This is a genomic window from Stutzerimonas stutzeri (genome assembly GCF_018138085.1).
Taxonomy (GTDB): domain Bacteria; phylum Pseudomonadota; class Gammaproteobacteria; order Pseudomonadales; family Pseudomonadaceae; genus Stutzerimonas; species Stutzerimonas stutzeri_AI.
Genome location: NZ_CP073105.1, coordinates 1,728,563 through 1,753,796, shown reverse-complemented (window position 1 = coordinate 1,753,796; position 25,234 = coordinate 1,728,563). Strand labels below are relative to the sequence as shown.

General features: G+C 62.5%; 23 protein-coding genes. 13 read left to right on the top strand and 10 right to left on the bottom strand.

What is annotated here, in order from left to right; translation table 11 throughout:
• Nucleotides 1–118 precede the first annotated feature (118 nt).
• Entirely contained in the window at nucleotides 119–1,774 is a 1,656-nt protein-coding gene (locus KCX70_RS08180) for an electron transfer flavoprotein-ubiquinone oxidoreductase (protein WP_212619858.1), read from the top strand.
• A 213-nt stretch (nucleotides 1,775–1,987) separates the two neighbouring features.
• Here KCX70_RS08180 and KCX70_RS08175 read toward each other — a convergent pair whose 3' ends face one another.
• The 4 genes from KCX70_RS08175 to KCX70_RS08160 form a co-directional block, all read right to left on the bottom strand.
• A complete protein-coding gene (locus tag KCX70_RS08175; protein WP_014852307.1) occupies nucleotides 1,988–2,197 on the bottom strand; it encodes a cold-shock protein in 210 nt (69 codons plus the stop codon).
• Nucleotides 2,198–2,486: 289 nt separating this feature from the next.
• A complete protein-coding gene (locus tag KCX70_RS08170) occupies nucleotides 2,487–4,322 on the bottom strand; it encodes a GldG family protein (RefSeq protein ID WP_212619857.1) in 1,836 nt (611 codons plus the stop codon).
• Nucleotides 4,323–4,331: 9 nt separating this feature from the next.
• Nucleotides 4,332–5,063, bottom strand: coding sequence for an ABC transporter permease subunit (locus KCX70_RS08165; protein ID WP_212619856.1), 732 nt, complete (start codon nucleotides 5,061–5,063; stop codon nucleotides 4,332–4,334).
• Complete coding sequence (locus KCX70_RS08160) at nucleotides 5,060–5,983, bottom strand: ABC transporter ATP-binding protein (RefSeq protein WP_212619855.1); 924 nt, start codon at nucleotides 5,981–5,983, stop codon at nucleotides 5,060–5,062. Before KCX70_RS08160 ends, KCX70_RS08165 begins: the two co-directional genes overlap by 4 nt.
• A 258-nt stretch (nucleotides 5,984–6,241) precedes the next feature.
• On the opposite strand from KCX70_RS08160, the gene KCX70_RS08155 reads away from it, so the two are divergent.
• From KCX70_RS08155 to KCX70_RS08140, 4 genes are all read left to right on the top strand, one after another.
• Nucleotides 6,242–6,556: a hypothetical protein gene (locus KCX70_RS08155; RefSeq protein ID WP_212619854.1), complete on the top strand. Its 315-nt coding sequence runs from the start codon at nucleotides 6,242–6,244 to the stop codon at nucleotides 6,554–6,556.
• A 101-nt stretch (nucleotides 6,557–6,657) separates the two neighbouring features.
• Entirely contained in the window at nucleotides 6,658–7,227 is a 570-nt protein-coding gene (locus KCX70_RS08150; RefSeq protein WP_212619853.1) for a cysteine hydrolase family protein, read from the top strand.
• Between the two features lie 156 nt (nucleotides 7,228–7,383).
• Nucleotides 7,384–9,852, top strand: a complete 2,469-nt coding sequence (gene plsB, locus KCX70_RS08145; RefSeq protein ID WP_212619852.1) for a glycerol-3-phosphate 1-O-acyltransferase PlsB — start codon at nucleotides 7,384–7,386, stop codon at nucleotides 9,850–9,852.
• 192 nt (nucleotides 9,853–10,044) lie between these two features.
• Nucleotides 10,045–10,317 (top strand): hypothetical protein, encoded by a 273-nt coding sequence (locus KCX70_RS08140; RefSeq protein WP_212619851.1) that lies wholly within the window; start codon nucleotides 10,045–10,047, stop codon nucleotides 10,315–10,317.
• A gap of 121 nt (nucleotides 10,318–10,438) precedes the next feature.
• Here the strand turns inward: KCX70_RS08140 and KCX70_RS08135 are convergent, their stop codons facing one another.
• Nucleotides 10,439–10,876 (bottom strand): TerB family tellurite resistance protein, encoded by a 438-nt coding sequence (locus tag KCX70_RS08135; protein ID WP_212619850.1) that lies wholly within the window; start codon nucleotides 10,874–10,876, stop codon nucleotides 10,439–10,441.
• 329 nt (nucleotides 10,877–11,205) lie between these two features.
• On the opposite strand from KCX70_RS08135, the gene KCX70_RS08130 reads away from it, so the two are divergent.
• Nucleotides 11,206–11,892, top strand: a complete 687-nt coding sequence (locus KCX70_RS08130) for a DUF4197 domain-containing protein (protein ID WP_212619849.1) — start codon at nucleotides 11,206–11,208, stop codon at nucleotides 11,890–11,892.
• A 29-nt stretch (nucleotides 11,893–11,921) separates the two neighbouring features.
• The gene (gene trhA, locus KCX70_RS08125; protein WP_212619848.1) at nucleotides 11,922–12,539 is read left to right on the top strand and encodes a PAQR family membrane homeostasis protein TrhA; all 618 of its coding nucleotides are present in this window, start codon (nucleotides 11,922–11,924) and stop codon (nucleotides 12,537–12,539) included.
• 36 nt (nucleotides 12,540–12,575) lie between these two features.
• On the opposite strand, the gene KCX70_RS08120 is transcribed toward trhA, so the two are convergent.
• The 3 genes from KCX70_RS08120 to KCX70_RS08110 form a co-directional block, all read right to left on the bottom strand.
• Nucleotides 12,576–13,031, bottom strand: a complete 456-nt coding sequence (locus KCX70_RS08120; RefSeq protein WP_212619847.1) for a hypothetical protein — start codon at nucleotides 13,029–13,031, stop codon at nucleotides 12,576–12,578.
• 148 nt (nucleotides 13,032–13,179) lie between these two features.
• Nucleotides 13,180–14,544: a heavy metal sensor histidine kinase gene (locus tag KCX70_RS08115; protein WP_212619846.1), complete on the bottom strand. Its 1,365-nt coding sequence runs from the start codon at nucleotides 14,542–14,544 to the stop codon at nucleotides 13,180–13,182.
• Nucleotides 14,541–15,224 carry a heavy metal response regulator transcription factor gene (locus KCX70_RS08110; protein WP_212619845.1) on the bottom strand — a complete coding sequence of 228 codons (684 nt, stop codon included), beginning with the start codon at nucleotides 15,222–15,224 and terminating at the stop codon, nucleotides 14,541–14,543. Before KCX70_RS08110 ends, KCX70_RS08115 begins: the two co-directional genes overlap by 4 nt.
• A gap of 233 nt (nucleotides 15,225–15,457) precedes the next feature.
• Here KCX70_RS08110 and KCX70_RS08105 point away from each other — a divergent pair, with 233 nt between their 5' ends.
• The 6 genes from KCX70_RS08105 (at nucleotide 15,458) to KCX70_RS08080 (ending at nucleotide 20,225) form a co-directional block, all read left to right on the top strand.
• Complete coding sequence (locus KCX70_RS08105; RefSeq protein ID WP_212619844.1) at nucleotides 15,458–15,721, top strand: heavy-metal-associated domain-containing protein; 264 nt, start codon at nucleotides 15,458–15,460, stop codon at nucleotides 15,719–15,721.
• A 23-nt stretch (nucleotides 15,722–15,744) separates the two neighbouring features.
• Complete coding sequence (locus KCX70_RS08100) at nucleotides 15,745–16,188, top strand: DUF411 domain-containing protein (protein ID WP_212619843.1); 444 nt, start codon at nucleotides 15,745–15,747, stop codon at nucleotides 16,186–16,188.
• A 150-nt stretch (nucleotides 16,189–16,338) separates the two neighbouring features.
• Nucleotides 16,339–18,192 carry a copper resistance system multicopper oxidase gene (locus tag KCX70_RS08095; RefSeq protein ID WP_212619842.1) on the top strand — a complete coding sequence of 618 codons (1,854 nt, stop codon included), beginning with the start codon at nucleotides 16,339–16,341 and terminating at the stop codon, nucleotides 18,190–18,192.
• An 11-nt stretch (nucleotides 18,193–18,203) separates the two neighbouring features.
• Entirely contained in the window at nucleotides 18,204–18,518 is a 315-nt protein-coding gene (locus KCX70_RS08090) for a hypothetical protein (protein ID WP_212619841.1), read from the top strand.
• A 115-nt stretch (nucleotides 18,519–18,633) separates the two neighbouring features.
• Nucleotides 18,634–19,518, top strand: coding sequence for a copper resistance protein B (locus tag KCX70_RS08085; protein ID WP_249121735.1), 885 nt, complete (start codon nucleotides 18,634–18,636; stop codon nucleotides 19,516–19,518).
• Nucleotides 19,519–19,532: 14 nt separating this feature from the next.
• Entirely contained in the window at nucleotides 19,533–20,225 is a 693-nt protein-coding gene (locus tag KCX70_RS08080) for a c-type cytochrome (RefSeq protein WP_212619839.1), read from the top strand.
• A 930-nt stretch (nucleotides 20,226–21,155) separates the two neighbouring features.
• On the opposite strand, the gene mdoH is transcribed toward KCX70_RS08080, so the two are convergent.
• Both mdoH and KCX70_RS08070 read right to left on the bottom strand, forming a co-directional pair.
• Nucleotides 21,156–23,708: a glucans biosynthesis glucosyltransferase MdoH gene (gene mdoH, locus KCX70_RS08075; protein ID WP_212619838.1), complete on the bottom strand. Its 2,553-nt coding sequence runs from the start codon at nucleotides 23,706–23,708 to the stop codon at nucleotides 21,156–21,158.
• Complete coding sequence (locus tag KCX70_RS08070; protein WP_212619837.1) at nucleotides 23,701–25,218, bottom strand: glucan biosynthesis protein G; 1,518 nt, start codon at nucleotides 25,216–25,218, stop codon at nucleotides 23,701–23,703. Before KCX70_RS08070 ends, mdoH begins: the two co-directional genes overlap by 8 nt.
• Nucleotides 25,219–25,234: the final 16 nt, after the last annotated feature.

Here is a 25,234-nt window from a genome sequence, read left to right as displayed (position 1 = left end):
CGTTTGTATTGGACCCATCCGGGCGTCTATATATAATGCGCCAGCTCGGCTTGATCAGGGACCCGATCCAGCCCTCCACTATCTATAAAACAATCAAGCCTTGAGTAGGAGATAGCCAATGGAACGCGAATACATGGAATTCGACGTAGTTATCGTCGGCGCCGGCCCCGCGGGCCTGTCCGCTGCCTGCCGACTGAAGCAACGAGCCGCCGATGCCGGAAAGGAGATCAGCGTCTGCGTCGTTGAGAAGGGTTCCGAAGTAGGCGCCCACATCCTATCTGGTGCCGTGTTCGAGCCGCGCGCGCTGAACGAGCTGTTCCCCAACTGGAAAGAGCTCGAGGCGCCGCTGAACACCCCGGTCAAGCGAGACGACATCTACCTGCTCAAGAGCGCCGAAGCCGCGCGCAAGCTGCCCAATGCACTGGTCCCGAAAACCATGCATAACGAAGGCAACTACATCATTTCCCTGGGCAACCTGTGCCGCTGGCTGGCCCAGCAGGCGGAGAACCTCGGTGTCGAGATTTACCCGGGCTTCGCCGCCCAGGAAGCGCTGATCGACGAACAGGGCGTGGTGCGCGGCATCGTCACCGGCGACCTTGGCGTCGACCGCGAAGGTAATCCGAAAGAAGGCATGTACACCCCAGGCATGGAGCTGCGGGCCAAGTACACGCTGTTCGCCGAAGGCTGTCGCGGCCATATCGGCAAGCAACTGATCAACCGTTTCCAGCTCAACGCCAATGTCGATCCGCAGCATTACGGGATCGGCATCAAGGAACTCTGGGATATCGATCCTGCCAAGCACGAGCAAGGCCTGGTCGTGCACACGGCCGGCTGGCCGTTGGACGATGCGAATACCGGAGGTTCGTTCCTCTATCACCTGGAGAACAACCAGGTCGTGGTCGGTCTGATCGTCGATCTGTCCTATAGCAACCCGTTCCTCTCCCCGTTCGATGAGTTCCAGCGCTACAAGCATCATCCGGTCATCAAGCAGTACCTGGAAGGCGGCAAGCGCGTCTCCTACGGCGCGCGCGCCATTGCCAAAGGCGGCATCAACTCGCTGCCGAAAATGGTTTTCAACGGTGGCGCATTGATCGGTTGCGATGCCGGTACGCTGAACTTCGCCAAGATCAAGGGCAGCCATACCGCGATGAAGTCCGGCATGCTGGCCGCCGAAGCGGTGGCGGACGCCCTGTTTGCCGGTCGTGAAGGCGGTGACGAGCTGACCGGCTACGAGGAAGGTTTCAAAGCCAGCTGGCTGTATCAGGAGCTGTATGCCAGCCGCAACTTCGGCGCGGCGATCCACAAGTGGGGCGCGGTCAAGGGTGGCGCTTTCAACTTCATCGACCAGAACATTTTCGGTGGCAAGATTCCGTTCACGCTGCACGACATCAAACCGGATTACGCCTGCCTGAAAACAGCGGCCGAATCGAAGAAGATCGATTACCCCAAGCCTGACGGCAAGCTCAGCTTCGACAAGCTCAGCTCGGTATTCCTCTCCAACACCAACCACGAAGAAGAGCAGCCGGTTCACCTCAAGCTGATCGACCCTAGCATTCCGATCGAGCGCAACCTGCCGCTGTACGACGAGCCTGCCCAGCGTTACTGCCCGGCTGGCGTCTACGAAGTCGTGGACAATGACGATGGCAGCAAGCGCTTCCAGATCAACGCGCAGAACTGTGTGCACTGCAAGACCTGCGACATCAAGGACCCGTCTCAGAACATCACCTGGGTAGCGCCGGAAGGCACCGGCGGGCCGAACTACCCCAACATGTAACAACCGCGACAACGCGCTGCGAAGCGACGACGGACCCCGCCCTGTGGCGGGGTTTCGTGTTTCTAGCGCGATGAAAATGCGCTGAGTATGACGGCTCGCCATCGCCCCCTGGCGGCCTGCCGACAGCCGCAAAAAACAAAAGCCCCGACCTGGGTCGGGGCTTTGTCAGCATCTCGAGGCGGTCAGCGACCGACTCATGCTCCGCTGCGGTGATCAGAGCCCGGCCACATCCTCGGCCTGCAGGCCTTTCTGGCCCTGGGTCACGGAAAACTCCACCTGCTGGCCTTCAGCCAGAGAGCGGTGGCCTTCGCCACGAATAGCCTGGTAGTGAACAAATACATCCGCCCCGCTGCCACGCTGGATGAATCCATAGCCCTTGGCATCGTTGAACCACTTGACGGTTCCGGTTTCGCGCTCAGCCATCCTACTTCTCCAACTCGATTCTTATTATTCCCCGCTTGGGGAGGGACGATCGGCCTGAAGCACTTGCAGGCCGCCTAACGGCAGTGACTATAGCCAAGCAGGCGTGACAAGGATGTTTCAGAACAATCGACGGACGAGTATAGAACAAGGATTTTTCCCGTCTCCGGGTTTTTTTAGACCTTCACGCCGCCACGTCACCGGTATTTGGCCGCGCGGCCGTGGCCGATTCGCGAACCGGCCACCACCGCCCATCCAGTACGGCTCCCCTTGCCGCGGAGAGCCGCGGCAATCATGCCGTTCTGCGCCGACGCCACAAGCAGGTCAGCAACACGCCCAAGGTCAATACCAGCGGCACCAGCGCAATGTTGAAGAACTTGAGCAGACGCCCCAGCGCATCGATATCGGCGTTGAGCTGGTAACGTACCTCGCGCAGCTCTTTGCGAATCCGCAGTTTTTCCTGCATGTAGCGCTGCAGCGCAGCCTGTTGCTCGGCGGTGAGTTCTATCGCACCGTCAGCGTTCGGCCCCTGCAATTCAGCAAGCTGCGCCTCGGTCGCGGCCAGACGCTGTTGCAGCGCCTCCTCTTTCTCGCGGAAGCGGTTCTCGGCCTGCCGCTGCAGCTCCTCGACGACCACGAACGGCCGGGCGAAGCGGCCTCGTGAGCGGACGCTGATCAAGGCGTCGGTGCCGGACAGGTTGTCCAGTGCGTTGACCACGAAGGTGCCATTGTCGGCCCAGGGCTGCGGCATGCGCTGGCCGAAGAAATCCTGTACCTGCACCCACATGCGGTCGGCCAGCAGATCCGTATCCGCCACGGCGATGACGTTGATGCTGGCGCTATCCTTCAGGCCGTCCTTGCGGCCTTCGATGCCATCCGGATAGGCGGAACGCGCCGGGCCCTGGATGCGCGCCACAAGCGTATAGCGCTCACCGGTAGGCTCGAGATCACGCAACAGCACCTCGGGGTTTTCCAGCGTGGCAAAACGCTGCGCCTCGATCGGCATGGCGTACGTGGAACTCTGAATCAGCGGAGTGAAACGGGTCGTGGCGTTTTCCAGCGGTTCGAGAAAGCCGGCAGTCGCCATGGTCAGGCTTTCCAGCGAAGCGGTGGTGACATCATCGGTATCCATGGTTTGCTGCGGCAGGCTCAGCCAGCCCGGATGCCGGACCGGCCGCCGCTCCTCGCCCACGCCCACGGACATGGCATTGGCCGCATCCAGCACCACCTGATCAGGCGCCATGTGCACGCCCCAGGCCTTCAACAGCGGTCTCAGATTGGAGCCCTTGCCATCGCCAGGTTCTCCCGGCATGAACCCCATACCCGGGTCGGCCTCGCTGTACGGATCGAGGAATACCAGCAGTTTGCCGCCCCGCATGACGAACTGGTCGATCGCGTAGAGCGTCGGCTCCGGCAGCGCCTTGGGATGCACCAACATGAGTACCGACACATTGGCCGGAATCATGTCGACGTTGCGCTCCAGGCTTTCGATATGGAACAGCTGGCGAATCTGTTCCAATACCGTCCAGGGCGGGGTCGCCTGCTGGGTACGCATGTCGAATCCACCGGTGATCGGCAAGTCCGAAAGCACACCGACGACGGGCATCTGCGGCGACGCCAGGCTCTGTACCAGGCGGCTGAGTTCGTACTCGAGAAATTCCTCCTGATCCAGCGCGAAGAAGGGGATGCTCTGCGTGCGGCCTTCGGCGTTGGTCGCGGCGAGTCCGAAATAGACCTTGTCGCCTCCCTGGTTCAGCGGCACGGCCTGCAGCCCGAGTTCGGCAGCGCGATCTTCCTCTTCGGAAAAGGGTTCCGGGTCGACGACATGCAGTTTCAACTTGCCGCCGGACTCGCGCTCGTAGGCACGCAACAGTTCTTCCACGCGCCGCGCATAGTTGCGCAGCGCGACCAGGCCCTTGGTCGCCTCGTCCGAATAGAAGAAATCCAGCTCGATGGGCTTGTCGAGCCCCTCGAGGATGGTCTTGGTGCCTTCGGAAATGGTGTAGAGCTTCTGCTCGGTCAAATCCAGCCGCGCGTGGGTGAACACCAGGCCGGAGAAGGCGTTGAACAGCAGGAAAGCCAAGGCGATCAGCAGCAACCCGGCACCCGAATACATCACTCGTTTCATGGGACTTCCTTATGCCGCTTTCTTCAGATCGACCACCACGGCAGTGGCGGCCAGCCAGGCAATGATCAGCGTGACGAAATACAGCAGGTCGCGTAGGTCGATGACGCCCTTGCTGAGGGCGTCGAAGCGAATCAGAAAGCTCAGCGAAGCGACCGCGTCGACCAGCCACCGCGGCGCCCAGGCGAATGCATCGAGCACCATCGGCAGGCCGCTGACGATAAAGAGGAAACACACGCTGACAGCCAGAATGAAGGCGATCACCTGGTTCTTCGCCAACGCCGACATGCACGAGCCGATCGCCAGGAAGGCGCCCGCCAGCAACCAGCTACCGAAGTAGCCGGTAACGATCGCGCCGTTATCGGGTTCGCCGAGGTAATTGACGGTAATGATCATCGGAAAGGTCAGCAGCAAGGCAATGCCGGCAAACACCCAGGCCGCCAGGAACTTGCCGGTGACGGCCTCGAAACGGGTGATAGGCAAGGTCATCAACAATTCGATGGAGCCCGACTTGCGCTCCTCGGCCCACAGGCGCATGGCGATGGCTGGAATCAGGAACAGGTAAAGCCAGGTATGGAAACTGAAGAACGGAATGAGGTCCGCCTGGCCGCGCTCGTAGAAACCGCCCAGGTAGAAGGTGAACACCCCGGACAGCACCAGGAAGATCAGGATGAACACATAGGCGAGCGGCGTCGCGAAATAGCTGCCCAGCTCGCGTTTGAAGACTACCGGCAACTGGCTCATAGCGCCTCCCCACGGGTCAAGGTTCGGAACACTTCATCCAGGCGGCCACGCTCCACGTCCAGCTCCCTGACTGCCCAGCCCTGCTGAGTTATCAATGCATTGACCAGCGGGAAGATCACTTCGCCGGGCTTGGCCAGCAACGTGAGGCTATGCTCACGCTCGTTGAATTCGATACCGGCCACGCCCGGCAACGCCGCCAGCGCAACGTCGTCCAACGGCTCATCGCTGACCAGGGTCACGGCCTGGTGATACTTCGAACGGCTCTCCAGTTCGAAGGGCGTGTCATCGGCCACCAGCCGCCCACCGGCGATCACCACCGCACGGGTGCAGACCGCGGTAACCTCTTCGAGGATATGGGTGGAAATGATGACGATCTTGTCCTGCGCCAGCCCGCTGATCAGCTCGCGCACCTGATGTTTCTGGTTCGGGTCCAGACCATCCGTGGGCTCATCGAGGATCAACACGCGCGGATCATGCAGGATCGCCTGGGCCAGGCCGACGCGACGCTTGAAGCCTTTGGACAGGGTCTCGATGCTCTGCCCCAGCACTGTCTCCAACTCGACCTGCCCCGCTGCCGTATCGACCCGGACGCGCTTGTCCGCGCCACGATAGCCGCGCACCTCGGCGATGAACTCGAGAAAGCCGCGCACCGTCATGTCGCCGTAACAGGGCGCGCCCTCCGGCAGGTAGCCGATCTGACGCTGGGCCTGTAGCGTTCGGGTCCGGATGTCGCAGCCAAAGATGCTCGCCGTGCCGGACGTCGGCGCCAGGAAGCCGGTCAGCATCTTCATGGTGGTGGACTTGCCAGCCCCATTGGGACCCAGAAAACCGAGCACTTCGCCGGGCTGGACAGTGAATGACAACGCATCCACCGCGGTGTGCTGGGCAAATCGTTTCGTCAGATTCTTCAGTTCGATCATCGTTCTCACCCATGACGGACCCACGACCGAACTCGGCAAAGACGGGCCCAATGCGGGCCGGACTATAAAAAGAGCGCGGCGGGCATTGCAACCGGCAAGGGCAGTCCTGCGGCAATCACGCAGGCAAAGCGCGCGGCCTCGACTATTCTTGAGCAGCCCGAGCACGGCGAGACGCGCCGCGATTGGCCAGATGTTACGCGCGGAGGGCCACTGCCGACGCGACACCTCGAGAATTCGAACCCTGCGCAGGAGATCCGAATGATCATAGCCATCACCGCATTCCGGTTGCCCAAGCCCATCACGCGGCATGAAGCGCGCGCCATATTCCTCAGCACCGTCCCGACCTACCAGGGCGTGACCGGGCTGATCCGCAAGCACTATGTGATTTCCGAAGACGGGAGCACCGTCGGCGGCATCTACCTGTGGAATTCGCGAGCCGACGCGCAGGCCATGTATACCGACAGCTGGAGGGCCTTCGTGCAGGAGAAATACGGCACCGATCCGTCAGTCACCTATTTCGACAGTCCGGTGGTGGTCGACAATATGGCCCAGCAAATCTTTTCAGATGACTAGCGGCTCGAACACATTCATCGCATCGCCCTGCCCCGCTCATAACGACCGCGAACAATCAACGGCAGAGCTATGCAAGCTTCATCTAGGTGGACCCAAAACGAATGGAAGATGCGGCGCTCCTGGTGATCGATCAGCAGAAAGGTATCGATCATCCCAAGCTGGGCCAGCGTAACAACCCGCACGCGGAGGCGGCGATTCTCGCCCTGCTCACGCATTGGCGTGGGCAGCAAAGGCCGGTGATCCATGTCAGACACCGATCAACCGAGCCCGAGTCGGTGTTCTGGCCTTTTCAGGACGGCTTCGAATTCAAGCCGACGTTCCAGCCCAACCAGAACGAAACAGTCATCGAAAAAGCTACACCTTGCGCGTTCACCGGAACCGACCTCGAAGCGATCCTGACGCAACTGGGCGTTGGCTCGATCGTCGTCACCGGCGCCGCGACGAACAACTCGGTAGAGGCGACAGCGCGAACCGCGGGTTGCAGGGGCCTTAAGACCTACGTAGTCGAAGATGCCTGTTTCACCTTCGCCAAGCGGGACTATCGTGGCCGGTTACGCAGCGCCGAAGCGGTACACGACATGTCGCTGGCTAGCCTGGACGGGGAATATGCAAAGGTCGTCAGTTCGCAGAGATGGCTACCGCTCGACGCCGTCAAACAGAGCGCCTCGTAGCGGCCGCTCGAAGAAGCACGTGGATTGCCGTCCGGCTGATAGGGCCACCCCCGTTCGCAAGCCGACGCACACATCTCTGCCCTTTTGCCTACAACCCGCATGCGGCACACTTGCGCCCTTCGAGGGTATCAACCCTTTCACAGTCGAATCTGCCGTATGACCCGCTCTCCCGTTCGCCGTCTGATCTTTTCCCTGCTGCGCCGTGTGCTCTACGTCTGGGTACGTTCCGAGACCATCAACCAGTCCGCCTTTACGCTCAAACTGGATCGCAGCAAGCCAGTGTTCTATGTCTTGCAGCGCGCCTCGCTGAGCGATCTGGCGGTACTCGACCACGAGTGCAGCAAGGCCGGCCTGCCGCGGCCGGTCGCTGCAGTGGCGGTGGGTGATCATGTGGAGCCCGCGGCGTTCATTTTCCTTAATCCAGCGGCCAGCTGGTTCGGCCGGCGCACAGGGATGGTCACCCCCGAGCCGCTGGTTCGCCTGGTTGGCGCACTGGAACACAACGCAGTGGACAACGCCCAGATCATTCCGGTGAGCGTGTTCTGGGGCCAGAACCCGGCACGCGAAACCAGTCCCTGGAAGCTGCTGTTCGCCGACAGCTGGGCCGTGACCGGACGCCTGCGCAAACTGATGAGCATCGTCATCCTCGGCCGCAAGACCCGCGTGCAGTTCTCCACGCCGATCCAGCTCAACGAACTGGTGGCCCAGAACAAGGGCCACGAGCGCACCCTGCGCATGGCCCATCGCATGCTGCGCGTGCATTTCCGCAACCAGAAGACCGCCGTCATCGGTCCGGATCTTTCGCACCGCCGCAACCTGGTCAAGGGCCTGGTGCACGCTCCGCAGGTACGGCAGGCGATCAAGGACGAAGCCGAGCGCGAAAACATCCCGCTTGAAAAGGCCGAAGCCCGCGCCCTGCGCTACGGCAACGAAATTGCCTCCGACTATGCCTACACGGCCGTGCGCTTTCTCGAGGTAGTGCTGTCCTGGTTCTGGAACAAGATTTACGACGGCATCCGGGTCAATCATCTGGAGCCGTTGCAGGATGCGGTGCATGGCTACGAAGTCATCTATGTGCCGTGCCACCGCAGCCATATCGACTATCTGTTGCTGTCCTACCTGCTGTTCCGTAACGGCTTGACCCCACCGCATATCGCCGCGGGTATCAACCTCAACATGCCGGTGGTCGGCAGCCTGCTGCGCCGCGGTGGTGCCTTCTTCATGCGCCGTTCGTTCAAGGGCAACCCGCTCTATACCTCGGTGTTCAACGAGTACCTGCACACGCTGTTCAGCCGCGGCTTTCCGGTGGAGTACTTCGTCGAGGGCGGGCGCTCGCGCACCGGGCGCATGTTGCAGCCGAAGACCGGCATGCTCGCCATCACCCTGCGCAGCTATCTGCGTTCATCGCGCCTGCCGATTCTCTTCGTGCCGGTGTACATCGGTTACGAGCGGGTGCTGGAAGGCCGCACCTATCTCGGCGAGCTGCGCGGCGCGGCGAAGAAGAAGGAATCGATCTTCGACATCTTCAAGGTCATCGGTGCGCTGAAGCAGCGCTTCGGGCAGGTCTGGGTGAATTTCGGCGAGCCGCTGAAGCTCAACGAGTTTCTGGAGCAACACCAGCCCGGCTGGCGCCAGCAGGACCTGGCACCGAACTTCCGCCCCGACTGGCTCAACGAGACCACCAACAAGCTGTCCGAGCGCATCGCCCAGCGGCTCAACGAGGCGGCCGCGGTCAACCCGGTCAACCTGGTGGCCCTGGCCATGCTTTCCACCAGCCGCCAGGCGCTGGATCGCCGCTCGCTGGCGCGTATCCTCGACCTCTACCAGAACCTGCTGCGCGCCGTGCCCTACTCGCCCCACACCACGCTGCCGGACGGCAATGGCGAGGCGCTGATCAGCTACGTGAAGGAACTCGGCCTGCTCGCCGAACAGAAGGATGCGCTGGGCAACATCCTCTACCTGGACGAGCAAAATGCCGTCCTGATGACCTACTACCGCAACAACGTGATGCACATCTTCGCGCTACCGGCGCTGCTGGCGAGCTTCTTCCAGAGCAGTTCGCGGATCAGCCGTGAACAGATCCTGCGCTTTACCGAAGCGCTGTACCCGTACTTGCGCGCCGAGCTGTTCATTCGCTGGGAGCCGGAGGAACTGGAGGCCGTGATCGATCGGTGGCTCGCCGCCTTCGTCGAGCAGGGCCTGCTCAAGCTCGACGGCGAGACCTATGTGCGGCCAGCTCCCAGCTCGCGCCAGTTCGTGCTGCTGACGCTGTTGGCGCGGGTCATCGTGCAGACCCTGCAACGCTTCTACATGGCGATTTCGCTGCTGCTCAACAGCGGTCAGAACACGCTCGACGCCGAAGAACTGGAAACGCTCTGCACGATCATGGCCCAGCGGCTGTCGATCCTGCATGGCCTGAACGCGCCCGAGTTCTTCGACAAGAGCCTGTTCCGACACTTCATCAAAAGCCTGCAGGATCAGGATGTGCTGCGCCAGGACGATGCTGGCAAGCTCGGCTACCACGATAAGCTCGGTGAGCTGGCCGAAGGTGTCGCCAAGCGCGTATTGCCCGCCGAGATTCGTTTATCGATTCGCCAGGTGGCGCTGGAGCGACACGACGAATGAACAGCTAACCGACTGATCGGGACGGCGACGGGACGCTCAAGCATGGGCGTCCGACCGCAAGGCCGTCATTGGAAACCACGCTAATGGCGCTTAGGCTTAATGCCGAAACGTTCATTCGCCGACAAGCACGACACCCATAATCAGCAGGCGACCCGACAAAAATTCTTCGGACTTCTACCGAAAGGGCCCTGTATGACACGCACCCGTGTGATCGCCTTGTCGCTGGTTGTCGGTCTGGGCGGTTGCGCAACGCCCAGCCTGACGAACCTCACGCCCTCCTCCGTTGCCCGTTCGCCGGTTCCGCTCTACCCGCTGCGCGCGCAGGTCGATGGTCGTGGCAACCGCATCGCGCACGTCAACACGGTCATCCATGGCACACCCTGGGCCATGATGCCGTTGCCGAGTGGTCAACACGCGGTGGGCTACTTCGCGGACAGCTGCGAAACCGCGTGGCAGCCCGCGTGACGACCGGCAGTGCGATCCGGGTGCTTTCGAGTTCTGACCCGCTGGGAGGTTGTCCGACGATCAAACCTGAGCGCGTTTATGCTGCCGGCTGCGGTGCGAACCGACTGGCCCGAGCAGCAACTCAGGTGCTGAGTACCTGCAGCTTGGCGCGTATGAACTCCGAATGCGGCACATACAGCAGATCGGCGATGCGACGGATCAGATGCTCTTCGTATTTGTGGATGTCGCCATCGGCGACGGCGACGCGCCATAGCGCCGCGATCAGCGCGACTTTTTCGTCCAGCGAATACTGCGCGTTGATCAGCGACGTGAATTCGTACAGCGAGGTCGATCGCTCGGCCGACGCCTGCGCAGCGTCAACCAGGGAGTCGAGCTCGTCGTCTTGCAGTCCCGAGCCCTGGCGGATGGCGTCGATGATTGCTTTTCGCTCATCCGGGTCGCTTTCGTAATCCGCACGGCCGAGCTCGATCAGCAGCGCCGCCGCGGCCACTTCAACGCCGTGTGGCGTATGGTGATCGTCACCGCTGCTATCGAACAGCGCCTTGAGTGCTTTCAGCATGTTCATCCCCTCTGCACATGTTGGTGTTCGAATCCGCTAGCCTCGGAAAGTGTTCGTCGCCGTTATCTCGTCGGTCAGTGCGTAGCGGATGCTCTCGGATCGAGCTGACGCTCGAGCGGATTGCCGACGGCGAGCCTGATGATGCCACCCTGGCTGCGATCGAACACGCGCCGGCATCGCCTGGTACGGTCGGCGGCCCGTCTCGTCCGTCGATTTCGCAGGCTTGCACCTCCGAAACGGCCGGTACAAGCTGCCGCCATCGTTTGGCACGCCGTGCCTGGCGTTTTAAGCTCTGCACCTGCCTGCTGCACCACTCCAGAGGATTCCCCATGCTGCGCACCACTGCTTTGCTCACCGGTCTGATGCTCTCCGCCAGCGCCTGGGCGCTTTCGCTGTCCGATCTTAGCCAGGGCGATGCCAACGAGGCGCTGAAAGACGCGCTGAGCCAGGGAGCGAAAGTCGCCGTGCAGCAGCTCGGCCGACCGGGCGGCTTCAGTAACGACCCGGACGTGCGCATCGAGCTGCCGGGCAACATCGGCAAGGCCTCGCGCATGCTGAAGATGATGGGCATGGGCGCCCAGGTCGAGGAACTGGAAAACGGCATGAACAAGGCAGCCGAAGCTGCGGTTCCGCAGGCGCAGGCGTTGCTGCTGGACGCGGTAAAGAAGATGACCGTGGCCGATGCCAAGGCAATCCTGGCCGGCGGCAATGACTCGGCGACCCAGTACCTGAACAAGACCAGCCGCGAGCAGATCCGCGCCAAGTTCCTGCCCATCATCAAGCAGGCCACCGACAAGGTCGGCGTCGCCCAGCAATACAATGCGCTGGCCGGAAAAGCCTCCGGCCTCGGCGCGGTCGATGCCAAGTACGGCACGGTCGAGGGCTACGTGGCCGAACAGGCCCTCGATGGCTTGTTCACCGTCATCGCCGAGCAGGAAGCCAGTATCCGCCAGAACCCGGCGCAGGCGGCCACCAGCGTGGCGAAGAAGGTCTTCGGCGTGCTGATGGGCAATTGACTGCGGGAGCGGGTCGAGGCTGAACACCGATGTATCACGGAGAAAAATTCAACGCCTGGACGCACCTGGCCGGCGGCGTTCTGGCGCTGATCGGAACAGTCTGGCTGTTGGTATTGGCCGCCATGGATGGCGATGTCGCAAAGATCGTCAGCGTGGCCATTTACGGGTTCACCCTGGTGCTGCTCTACAGCACTTCGACGGTCTATCACAGCGTCCGAGGACGCGCCAAAGCGGTCATGCAGAAGCTCGATCACCTGTCGATCTACCTGCTGATCGCGGGCAGCTACACACCCTTCTGCCTGGTTACTCTGCGTGGCGCCTGGGGCTGGTGGCTGTTCGGCATCGTCTGGTCGCTGGCGGTGATCGGCATGCTGCAGGAAATCAAACCGCGCTCGGAAGCGCGGGTATTATCCATCGTCATCTACGCGGTCATGGGCTGGATCGTGCTGGTGGCGGTCAAGCCGCTGCTCGCCGCGCTCGGCACCGCCGGCTTCACCTGGCTGGTCGCCGGCGGCGTGTCGTACACCGCGGGTATCGTCTTCTTCGCCTACGATCAGCGCTTCCGCCACTGGCACGGCATCTGGCACCTGTTCGTCATGGTCGGCAGCCTGCTGCATTTCGTGGCGATCCTGCGCTACGTGGTCTGATGCCTGCCTGATCGACCGAGCCCCACAGCCGATCGTTCAGAGCTCATGCATGCGATTGACCTGCTGCGCCAGACGCATGGTTTCGTGCTCTTCCAACTGCAGCATTTCCCCCAGCAGCTCGCGCGCCCGATCGAGGCCGGGGCGCGTCTCGAGCGAACGGTACAGGTCGATGATCTGATTGTGGATGGCGAAGATTTCACGTGAGATCTCATCAACACTCATCCGTGCGTAGGCCTCGCTGTCGAGATCCAGCGCCAGCGTGTCGCCCTGAACCGCATCGTGCAGCCGGGTATGGAGCGCACGGGGGTCAGCGTGTTCCTTGATCCGGGCGATGGTGCGGGTCAGCTCCTGCTCATGCTGCGCCAGGTAGACCAGCAGCATCCTCGCCAACGAGTCGCTGCGTTCCTCTGCCGCTTCGCTCATGCAGCTGGACAGGCGCGTATGGGTCTGGCTGGTCCAGTCGATAAGGTGTTCGCATCGTTCGATGTTCATGATTCCTCCCTGCGCCGCGGTAGAAGGTTGCCCGGCACGATCTCCGGACATGTTGTCGAGCAGGACGGCAGCGCCCCGATGCAACCATGCGCGGTCGTGATTGACCAGTGCTGCGTGTCGGCAAAGAAGAATCGACGCCGGGCGGCGATCAGGCGCGCCGGCGAAACAGAATATCGAACGTCGTCCAGCCGTCGCGGCTGCTGCAACGGATCTCGCCTTGATGCGCCTCGACAATCGAACGCGTAATCGCCAGCCCCAGCCCGGCGTTGCTCGGATTGCCCTCGCGCCGTGCCGGATCGATCCGGTAGAAGCGGTCGAACAGCCGCGGCAGATGTTCTTCGCCGATGGTCGCGCCCGGATTGCCAATGCTGAGCGCTACCCCAACCTGATCGGACACGATGCCCAGGTGAACGACCCCGCCGTCCGGCGTATAGCGCAGCGCATTGGACAGAAGATTCGACAATGCCCGGCGCAGCATCAGCGGATCGCCTTCGATCTGGCCATGGCCGGACAACTCGAAGCGAATGCCGCGCTCGTCAGCCGTCAGTTGATAGAACTCCAGCAATTGGCGGCATAGGTCGTTCAGCGCAATGGGTTGCGCGTTCGGGATGAGCAGGCCGTTGTCGGCCTTGGCCAGAAACAGCATGTCGTCGATCATGCGCGCCATGCGCCGCAGTTCTTCCAGATTGGAATAGAGGTTTTCCCGATAGTCCTCGCTGCTACGCGCGCGCGTCAGCACCACCTCGGTGTGCGTCATCAGATTGGACAGCGGCGTGCGCAGCTCATGGGCGATATCCGCGGAGAAGTTCGACAGCCGCACGAAGGCATCCTCCAACCGCGCCAGCATCGCGTTGAAGGCCAGCACCAATTGCTGCAACTCGGCCGGTGTCGACTCGACCGGGATGCGCTCGGTCAGCGACTTGGCCGACACCGACGCCGCTACCTGCGTGACTTCGCGCAGCGGGCGCAGCCCACTGCGGGCCAGTAACCAGCCGAGCACACCACTGATCAGCGCACAGAGCACCAACCCAGCCCAGAGCCAGCCCGTAAGGGTCTGAAAGAACACCTTGTGGGCGGTAACGTCGAGCGCCAGCACGATCTTCAGGGGTTGCCCGGCAATCTCCACCTCGCCGGTCTTGCGCTGCCAAACGCGGCCATCGCGCTGCAGCTCACCATCGACAGTCGAATATGGGTGATTGCCAACCAGCCGCCCCCCGCCCGTATCGGCGAACAACAGGCGCCCCTCGGCATCGAAGATCTGCGCCGTCAGCTCACTGTGGCCGCCCAGCAAGGCTTGTAGCTGCGGGCGCATGGCGTCGAAACCGGACAGGTCGTCGAGCCCCTCCAGCAGCTTTCGGCTGGCCTGTAGCTTCTCTTCCAGCGCATGCCGGTCAAGCTGATCGAAGTGATGCTGACTCAACTGCTTGAAGAAAAAGCCCGCCGCAGCCAGCACACCGGTCACCGCCAGCATGAACATCAGACTGAGCCGGGCCGTGAGGGACAGCCGCGTCATGGCGCATTCGGCTCGTCGAGCATGTAGCCCATGCCGCGCGCGGTGTGGATCAGCTTGGGTTCGAAGTCATCATCGATCTTTGCGCGAAGCCTTCGAATCGCCACCTCGATGACGTTGGTGTCGCTGTCGAAATTCATGTCCCAGACCTGCGAGGCGATCAGCGACTTGGGCAGCACCTCGCCGCGCCGCCGCAGCAGCAGCTCCAATAAAGCGAATTCCTTGGCGGTCAGGTCGATGCGTTGACCGGCACGTATGGCGCGACGTTTGAGCAAGTCCACTTCGAGATCGGCGATTTTCAGTTGCGTCTGCAATGCCGCTGCGCTGCCCCGGCGCAGCAGCGTGCGCACCCGCGCCAGCAACTCGGAAAAAGCGAAGGGTTTGACCAGGTAATCGTCTGCTCCCAGCTCCAGGCCCTTGACCCGGTCCTCTACGCGATCACGCGCGGTGAGAAACAACACCGGCACGTCTTGCCCCGCCGCACGCACCATGCGCAGCACTTCCCAGCCGTCCAGCCCCGGCATCATCACATCCAGGATCAGCAGGTCGTAGGGCGTGCTCAGGACATGTTGCAGCGCATCGGTGCCACGGGTGACGCGGTCGACGGAAAACCCCGCCTCGCTCAGGCCTTGCTGCAGGTAGGTGCCGGTTTTCGGTTCGTCTTCGGCGACCAGCAGTTTCATCGATTCATCCTTTCAAGACGTGCTTCGAGGCATTACCCAGAGTGTGCCGACAACCTACAGCGGGAACCACAAGCTGACAGAAAAGTAATGTTCCGCTCAGCTTGTCGAAAGCCTTGCCGCGCTATCGTCGAAGCCATATCGAACGCCATGCGAAGGCGGCTTGACCTTGCCACAAGGGCAAGGTTGAAGATCCATCCAAAGCCGGATGGTCCGGTTACTGCGGAGGACTTCCCATGAGCTCCATCAAACTTCAGGTACAGGGCATGACGTGCGGCGCTTGCGTTCGGCACGCCACCCAGGCATTGAATGCCATCGCGGGTGTCGAGGCGATCGACGTCGACCTCCAGAGCGGCCTTGTTCGCGTCGAAGGCGGCGCCGACAGCACCGCGCTGCTCGTCGCATTGAACGACGCCGGCTACCCGGCGCAACTCGCCAGCCAGGCGAGCCCCGCCGCAGCACCCGCCAGGGGTTGCGGCAGCGGCTGCGGCTGTCGCTGATTTCATTAAAACGGGAGTGTTTCATGGCCATCACCCGATCCAAACTTGCTGTCATTGCCGCGCTGTTCATGGCCGGTAGCGTCCAGGCCGCCCAGGTCATTGACGTTCATCGCGACGCCAACTGTGGCTGTTGTAAAGACTGGATCAAGTACCTGCAGGCCAACGGCTTCGAGGTGCGCGATCACGTCGAAGCCAACATGAGCGCGGTCAAGCAGAAACTGGGCGTGGTGCCGCGGCTGGGGTCGTGCCACACCGGTGTGATCGACGGCAAGTTCGTCGAAGGTCACGTGCCGGTGGCGCAAATCCAGGAGCTGCAGCGTCGCCAGGACCTGCTCGGCGTAGCGGCACCCGGCATGCCGGCCGGCTCACCCGGCATGGATTACGGCCAGCCCGCCCAGGCCTATCAGGTGATCGGCCTGACCAAAGAGGGCAAGGATGTGGTGATGGCGGATTATCCGGCGGACTGAGTCCCGCCGCTCTGCTCGCTCAGCGACACAGGCGGGTCGGCGAAGCCGCCCGCCTGCCATTTGAACGACGCCGAACAGGCCCGCCCCTGCCCCACCGGCAACCCTTAGGCGCATGACGGCGACCCGCCCCGCTAAATCGACAGGAACATCATGCAGTCCATAGCGTCGCGCCGAACCTTCATCAAGACCCTTGCAGCAGGCAGCGTCGTCGCTGGCCTGGGCGCGTGGCGCCAGCCCGTGTGGGCGCTGGACCGGCCCGGTCAGACGGATGACCAGGAGATTTTGTCCGGCACCGAATTCGACCTCACCATCGACTCGCTCAGCGTCAACTTCAGCGGCAGCGAGCGCACCGCCTTGGCCATCAACGGCAGCATCCCCGGCCCGCTGCTGCGCTGGCGCGAAGGCGACATCGTGACGCTGCGCGTGCGCAATCGCCTGCCGCAGGACACCTCGATCCACTGGCACGGCATCCTGCTGCCGGCCAACATGGACGGCGTGCCCGGCTTCAGCTTTGCCGGCATCGCACCGGGCGGCCTGTACGAATACCGCTTCGAAGTGAAGCAGAGCGGTACCTACTGGTATCACAGCCATTCAGCCTTCCAGGAGCAACTCGGCGTCTATGGCCCGCTGATCATCGACCCCAGAGAGCCGGAGCCATTCACCTACGATCGCGACTATGTGGTGATGCTCAGCGACTGGACCGACGAGAGCCCCGCGCGAGTGCTGGCCAAGCTGAAAAAACAGGCTGACTACTACAACCGCGGCCGGCGCACGCTGGGGGACTTCATCGATGACGTGGCCGACCAGGGCTGGAGCGACACGCTAAGCAACCGCTGGGCCTGGGCGAAGATGAACATGTCGCCGACCGATCTCGCCGATGTCAGCGGTGAAACCTATACCTACCTGCTCAACGGCCAGGTACCGGACGGCAACTGGACCGGCCTGTTCGAAGCCGGCGAGCGCATTCGCCTGCGGCTGATCAACGGCTCGGCGATGACCTACTTCGACTTCCGCATCCCTGGCCTCAAGCTCACCGTGGTCACGGTGGACGGCCAGCTTGTCGAACCGGTAGAGGTCGACGAGCTGCGCCTGGCCGTGGCCGAAACGGTCGATGTCATCGTCGCCCCGGATGGCAGCCAGGACGCCTATACCTTGTTCGCCCAGTCCATGGACCGCAGCGGTTATGCCCGCGGCACCCTGGCCGTGCGCCAAGGGCTGAGCGCGCCGGTGCCGCAACCCGATCCCCGCCCCGAACTGAGCATGAGCGACATGGGCCATGGCGATCACGGCTCGCATGCTGCCGGAGCGCAGCAGCCGATGGCCCCAGGCGCCACCGGGCACGAAGCGATGAATCACGGTGAGATGAACCACGCGCAGATGGGCCACTCGCAAACGGATCATGGACAAATGAATCATGCGGGAATGACCGGCATGGACCACTCGGCCATGGACCATGGCGGTGCCATGAGCAACAGCCCGATGCAGACCCACCCGGCCAGCGAAACCGGCAATCCGCTGGTGGACATGCAGACCATGATGCCGGTCGCCAAACTGGACGACCCCGGCATCGGACTGCGCGACAACGGGCGCCGTGTCTTGACCTATGCCGACCTGCGCAGCACCTTCCCCGACCCGGACGGCCGCGAGCCGACACGCACCATCGAACTGCACCTGACCGGCCACATGGAGCGTTTCGCCTGGTCGTTCGATGGCATCCCCTTCGCCGATGCTGAACCGGTTCGCCTGACCTACGGCGAGCGGGTGCGCTTCGTGCTGGTCAACGACACCATGATGCATCACCCCATCCATCTGCACGGGATGTGGAGCGACCTGGAAGACGAGCAGGGCAATTTCAAGGTGCGCAAGCACACCATCGACATGCCACCCGGCGCCAGACGCAGCTACCGCGTCACGGCCGACGCCCTCGGCCGCTGGGCCTACCACTGCCACATGCTGATGCACATGGATCTCGGAATGTTCCGTGAAGTCCGCGTCGAAGAATGAAGGAGAGCCTCATGACCCCGTTCAAGCAAAGCGCCCTACTCGCCTTTGGCCTGTTCGCCGCCCTACAACTGAGCGCCGCCCCTGCGCAAAACGAACACGACGGACATCACGCCGAGGAAGCACCCAGCGCCGAGGCCGCCCCGCACGCAACGCAACCCAAGCCGCAACAAGGCGGCATGATGCAGGGCATGGATCACGACGAGATGATGCAGATGCACGAGGAACATATGGGCGATGGCCACATGAACCACGGCAACATGGGCAACGGCCAGATGGACCACGACAGGCCCAAGGGTGGCGAACAGGGCCAGCAGCATGATCACTGACGGGCGATCCAAACATAGCGTCCAGGCGAGGCAAGTGGTCGTTCCACGATCCGGTCGGCTGCCTCTTGCCATCGCCCTGAGTCTGGCCGCTGCGACGAGCCAGGCGCAGGAAACCATGGACCACGCCGGTCATGCTGCGCCGATGGATCACAGCCAGATGAATCATGGCCAGATGAACCACGAGGCCATGGATCATGAGGCCATGGGTCATGGCGACATGCACCACGGCTCCGCATCACAGGGAACTGCCACCCACCCGCCGGCAACTGGCATTCCGCCAGGCCGGGAAACTCGCTCGCCGGTCCCGACGATTCGCGACACGGAGCGCGCGGCGGCATTCCCCGACTTGCCGCCGCACCAGATGCATCAGGGCGGCTCGAACTTTTTTGTCCTCGCCGATCAGTTGGAATGGCAGGATGCCGACGACGGCAGTGCGCTGGCCTGGGATCTCTCCGGTTGGTTCGGCGGTGACGTCGATCGCCTGGCGTTCCGCTCCGAAGGCGAACGCAGCAACAGCCACACCGAAGAGGCCGAACTGCAGATGCTCTGGAGCCATGCCGTCAGCCCTTGGTGGGAGACCGTCGCCGGCATTCGCCAGGACTTCGAACCCGGCTCACCGCAAACCTGGGCAGCCTTCGGCGTGCAGGGCATGCCGCTGTATGGGTTGGAAACCGAAGTCACGGCTTTCATCGGCGAGGCTGGCCAGACCGCGCTGCGCCTGGAAGCCGATTACGACGTTCTGCTGACACAGCGCTGGGTGTTGCAGCCCAATGCCGAACTCAATTTGTATGGCCGCAATGACGAATCACGCGGTGTCGGCTCGGGTCTCAGCGAGGCCAGCGCAGGATTGCGCTTGCGCTACGAAATCAGTCGACAATTCGCACCTTACCTGGGAGTAAGCTGGAGCCGTACTTACGGCGACAGCGCCGACCTGCGGCGTGCCGAAGGTGAAGACACAAACGAGGCCCGCCTGGTGGCGGGCGTCCGATTCTGGTTCTGAGAACACGCCGAATAATGCTTAAAACCCTGACGACATTGCTGCTGGCCGCCTTCACTATCTTCCTGATCGGAGCGGGCGTGGTGTATTCCGGCCTGATCGACGTCGCCGCTGACCGACCACATAGCCCATCGGTCCATATGTTGCTGGAAACCGTTCGAGAGCGCTCCATCGCAACCCGTGCCAGCGGGATCGAAACGCCCGATCTGGGCGATCCGCAATTGATCCGATCAGGAGCGGGTAACTACGACGCCATGTGTGTCGGCTGCCATCTCGCCCCTGGTATGGACGGCACGGAACTGAGCCAGAATCTCTACCCGTCGCCGCCGAACCTCACCAACCCCAACCGCACCCACGACCCGGCCAGCGACTTCTGGGTCATCAAACATGGCATCAGATCCAGCGGCATGCCCGCCTGGGGCAGAAGCATGTCCGATCCATACATATGGGGTCTGGTCGCCCTGCTGGAACAGCTGCCGTCGCTGACTGCGCTGGAATACCAGACGCTGATAGCAACCAGCGAAGGCCACCAGCACGGGGGCGGCAAATCGATGCCGCACCCAGCCGACCACCCGCATGCCGGCGAAGACGCTGGCCACGGTGGCCAACAACCGTCAGACGTCCATCAACTGGCCGAACCGCAAAACAGCCCCCACGTGCATCAGCATGCCGACGGCAGCGAACACTCCCACGGGGCCGTCCACGAGTAGCCAATCGTGGAAGCCTTCCACATTAGCCCACCCGTAGGAGCGGTCTCGACCGCCAGCTTTTCCAAGCGTCTAGCGGCACGCACGGCCCGGCGAGTCGCTGGGCCAGTCATGGTGCCCAGTATCTCCTGGACCGAGTGCCACAACGCCGACGGAGGAGTTTTTTTCGCGGTCAAGACCGCTTCCACAAACTACTCAACGGCTAGGCCTAACGTAGGAGCGGTCTCGACCGCGAGCTTTTCCAGCGTTCAGCCCATGCACGGCATGGCGAGTCGCTAGTCCAGCCATGACACCCAGCCCCTCCTTGACCGAACGCCATAACGCCGACTGAGGAGTTTCTTTCGCGGTCAAGAAAACTACTCAACGGCTAGGCCAACCGTGGGAGCGGTCTCGACCGCGAGCTTTTCCAGGTGTTCAGCGCACGCAAGGCCTCGGCGAGTCGCTGGGCCAGGCATGGCACCCAGCCCCTCCTTGACCGAACGCCATAGCGCCGACTGAGGAGTTTCTTTCGCGGTCAAGACCGCTCCCACAAACTACTCAACGGCTACGTCACCCGTAGGAGCGGTCTCGACCGCGAGCTTTCCAGACGTTAGCGCACGCACGGCATGGCGAGCCGCTGGGCTAGATGAAACCCAGCCCCTCCTTGACCGAACGCCATAACGCCGACGGAGGAGTTTTTTTCGCGGTCAAGACCGCTCCCACAAACTACTCAACGGCTACGTCACCCGTAGGAGCGGTCTCGACCGCGAGCTTTCCAGACGTTAGCGCACGCACGGCCTCGGCGAGTCGCTGGGCTAGACATGACACCCAGCCCCTCCTTGACCAAACGCCATAACGCCGACAGAAGAGTTTTTTTCGCGGTCAAGACCGCTCCCACAAACGACTCAACAGCTAGGTCACCTGTGGGAGCGGTCTCGACCGCGAGCTTGGCAGTCAGGGCGTTTCCGGTTGCTGGGGCTTTTGGTAGGCCTCACGCCACGCCTGGTAGCGATCGTCCTGCCAGACCCGTTGGTGCAGGTGCGCCATCCCGTCCGGATCGTTCAGCAAACGCCAGCGCGCGGCCTCGGCCGCTCCGTTGGGGCCGGCATCGAGAATCTGCTGCATGCGCTGCTCGCGCAACTGCTCGGCGCCCGGGACGATCTTGGCGTGACGCGCTCGTGCCATGGCACAGACCAGGGCGTTATAGATTGGATCCACCGTCGCCGCGAGGAAGCCGTCATGCAGGGCGTTGTCCTGATTCTGGCGTGTGTAGCGATCGGTCGAGGCCAGTTCTTGTGGCGGATTGAACTCCTCGGGGATCACGAACAGCTTACGGCGAAACGCCGCCAGACCCGGCCCGGTGCGGCTGGTAAGCACCGACACTGGAGCCGACAGGATCAACGACACCACGATCGGCGCCAACCACCACAGAAAAGCCGGATCTAGCCAGCCCACCAGCACCGTCCAGAGCACGCCCAGCACCATCTGCGAGCCATGCCGACGCAAAGCCTCACCCCAGGGCGTGGCATTGTCGGCACGTTGAGGCGAATTCCACTGCACCGACCAACCGAGAAACGCAGCCGTCACGAATATCGTGTGAAACAGCATGCGCACCGGTGCCGCCAGCATGGAAAACAGGCTCTCCAGCAGCATCGACAGCAGTACCCGGATCCGTCCGCCATATTCCTGCGCGCCCTGAATCCAGATCAGCAGCACGCTGAGCAGCTTGGGCAGGAACAGCAGGGTCAGGGTCGCCGAGAACAGGGCAATGGCTTCCCGCGGATGCCACTGCGGCCAAAGCGGATATAGCTGGTTCGGTTGCAGGAAATACTCCGGCACCATCAGCGTGTGAATCGCCAGCAAACAGGTGGACAACACCAGGAAGGTGAACCACAGCGGCGCCGACAGATAGGACATCACACCCGTCAGGAACACGAAACGATGCACCGTGTGCATGCCCTTGACCAGAAACAGCCGGAAGTTCATCAGGTTGCCGTGGCACCAGCGGCGGTCGCGCTTCAGCTCATCGAGCAGGTTGGGCGGCAATTCCTCGTAGCTGCCCGGCAGGTCATAAGCGATCCACACGCCCCAGCCGGCCCGGCGCATCAACGCCGCTTCGACGAAGTCGTGGGACAGGATGTCGCCGGCGAAGGCGCCCTTGCCCGGCAGCGGCGCCAAGGCGCAATGCTCGATGAAGGGTTTGACCCGGATGATCGCATTGTGGCCCCAGTAATGGGACTCGCCCAGCTGCCAGAAATTGAGCCCGGCGGTGAACAACGGCCCATAGACCCGGGTGGCGAACTGCTGCATGCGCGCATACAGCGTGTCCATGCCCGAGGCTTTCGGCGCGGTCTGGATGATGCCGGCACCGGGATTGGCTTCCATCAGCCGCACCAGGCTGGTCAGGCAATCACCGCTCATCACGCTGTCCGCATCGAGCACCACCATGTAGCGATAACTACTGCCCCAGCGACGGCAGAAGTCGTCGATGTTGCCGCTTTTGCGCTTCACTCGACGGCGACGGCGGCGATAGAAGATATGGCCGAAGCCGTCGACGTCCCGGCACACTTCCAGCCAGGCCTTCTGCTCGGCAACACAGGTATCGGGATCGTTACTGTCGCTGAGGACGAAAATATCGAAATGCTCGATCTGCCCGGTCGCCTTGAGCGACTCATAGGTCGCGCGCAGCCCGGCGAACACCCGCGGCACGTCTTCGTTGGCGATCGGCATCACCAGCGCGGTGCGCGCCTCACGGGGGATCGGCTCGTCACCGAGGGTGCTGGCGGAGATGTTGTACCGATCATGGCCCTTGAGCAGCTGGAAGAAGCCCATCAGCGCCGTCCAGAAACCCACCGAAACCCAGCAGAACAGCAGCGCGAACAGCAACAGAATGCTGGTCTGCACCAGGTAAGGAAGAATCTGCCGCGCCGACTCCTGCAGCGGCTGGTCGAACACCTCCTGCAGATTAACCAGCGCCCAACCCTGGTATGGCAGTACCGATTTCATGTGCCAAGTGGCGATCACGGTTTGCACCAGCATCAGGATCAGCAGCGTCGTGCGCCGGAAGGCTGCCACCTTGCGCCAGCCCGATCGATCCACGAGCTGGGGCGGCGGCATCTCGACGGTGCGGTTCTTCTTGCGCAAGAAGCGCCACCAACTGAGCCGCAATATGTTGGTGTGCCATGGCTCGGGGACCATCCGGGTGCGCACGATGGGCGGCGTCGAGCGGATGCAGGTGCGTCCCTGATGGTCGCTCGCCAGCGCCTTGGCACGCTCGAGGGTATCGCCCCAGCCGAGCTTCAGCCGCGCGGCGACCGAAGCCAGGAACTCATCGCCCTCCGATTCGGCTCCGTCCGTCGGGCCACTGTGAGCCAGGGCCCGATGCACGGCCGGCAGCTCGCCACCGGCCTGTTCGACCTCGCGAGTCAGCGCCTGACGTTGCTCGGCATCGATCGGCAGCTGGCCGACATAGTCGTCCGTAAGCGAAGACTCCACTGGATTATTCATGGGTCGGAATCTGATAGCTCCAGGTTTCGGAGAGCGTCTTTTCGCCATCCACCAGCGCTGCGCGCAATTCAACCGGACGTTTCGGGTCGCGTATCTTCATACGCAAGGTCAGACGCCAGCCCTTGGTCACCGGGTTGTAGCGCAGGTTGTTTTCCACCAGTTCGGCATTGTCGTCGACACTGACACGAGTGCTCACCGGCGCGTCCGCCGGCAGCTCCGCCAGATTCGGGCCGACGAAGTCGACGATCAGCGCAGTGCTGCCGTCCGGCTCGCGGATCAGGTTCGAGTGCTTGACGTCGCCGGTGGACAGCCGCGTCTGCTGGACCCAGGCCAAAGCAGGATCGTGCACTGCCGGTTCGTCCATGGTGAAGTGCAGGCGATAGTCGAGGTCCAGTGACTGACCGGGCTCGGGGCGCTGATCTGGCACCCAGAAGGCCACGATGTTGTCGTTGGTTTCGTCAGGCGTAGGAATCTCGATCAGTTCGACCCGTCCCTTGCCCCAGTCGCCCTTGGGCTCGACCCAACCGCTGGGACGCAGGTCGTAGCGGTCGTCCAGATCCTCGTAGCGGCCGAAGTCACGGGTGCGCTGAAGCAGGCCGAAACCGCGCGGGTTCTCGACGCTGAAACTGCTGATGGCCAAGCGCTTGGGATTGTTCAGCGGGCGCCAGATCCATTCGTCGGCCCCGGTGTGAATGGCCAGCCCTTCGGAATCGTGCAGTTGCGGGCGGTAGTTGAGCAGGTCGCTCGGCTGGTTGGAGCCGAACAGGTACATGCTGGTCAGCGCCGCGATACCGAGCTTTTCCACAGGCTCACGCAGATAGACGCGCGCCTTCACGTCCACAGTGCTGTCCTTGCCCGGTGTGACCACCAGCCGATAGGCGCCAGTGGCACGTGGCGAATCGAGCAGCGCATAGATCACCAGGTTGCGCCGATCGGCCTTTGGCCGCTCGATCCAGAACTCACGGAACCGCGGAAACTCCTCGCCTGACGGCAATGCCGTGTCGATCGCCAGGCCGCGCGCCGACAGGCCATACACCTGGCCCTTGCCGACCACGCGGAAATAGCTGGCACCGAGCAGCGTCATGAGTTCGTCGGCCTTGTCCGCCTTGTTCAGCGGATAAAGCACCTTGAAGCCGGAGAAACCGAGGTTCTCCAGCGCAGCATGATCGACCTCTACTTTGCCGAAATCGAACATCTCGGGCTCGTAGCGGATTTCCTCGACGCCGTCGGCGGTGATCTCGTTGATCGTCACCGGGACGTCGAAGTGCATGCCCTGATGGTAGAACTGCAGCTCGAACGGTGTCGGCGCGTCATGCCACAGGGCTTTGTCGCCGCGAAAACGCAGCTGTTGATAGTCGCCGAACGCCATGTTGCGAAAGACTGGCGGCAGGTTGCTCTTCGGTGCTTCGTAGCCTTGCGCTGCGAGCTTTTCAGCCTTGGTTGCCACATCGTCGAGGCTGAATGCCCAGCTGGAACTGGCGAACAGCCCCAGGCACACACTCAGCGTCATTCGGAGCGCTCGACTA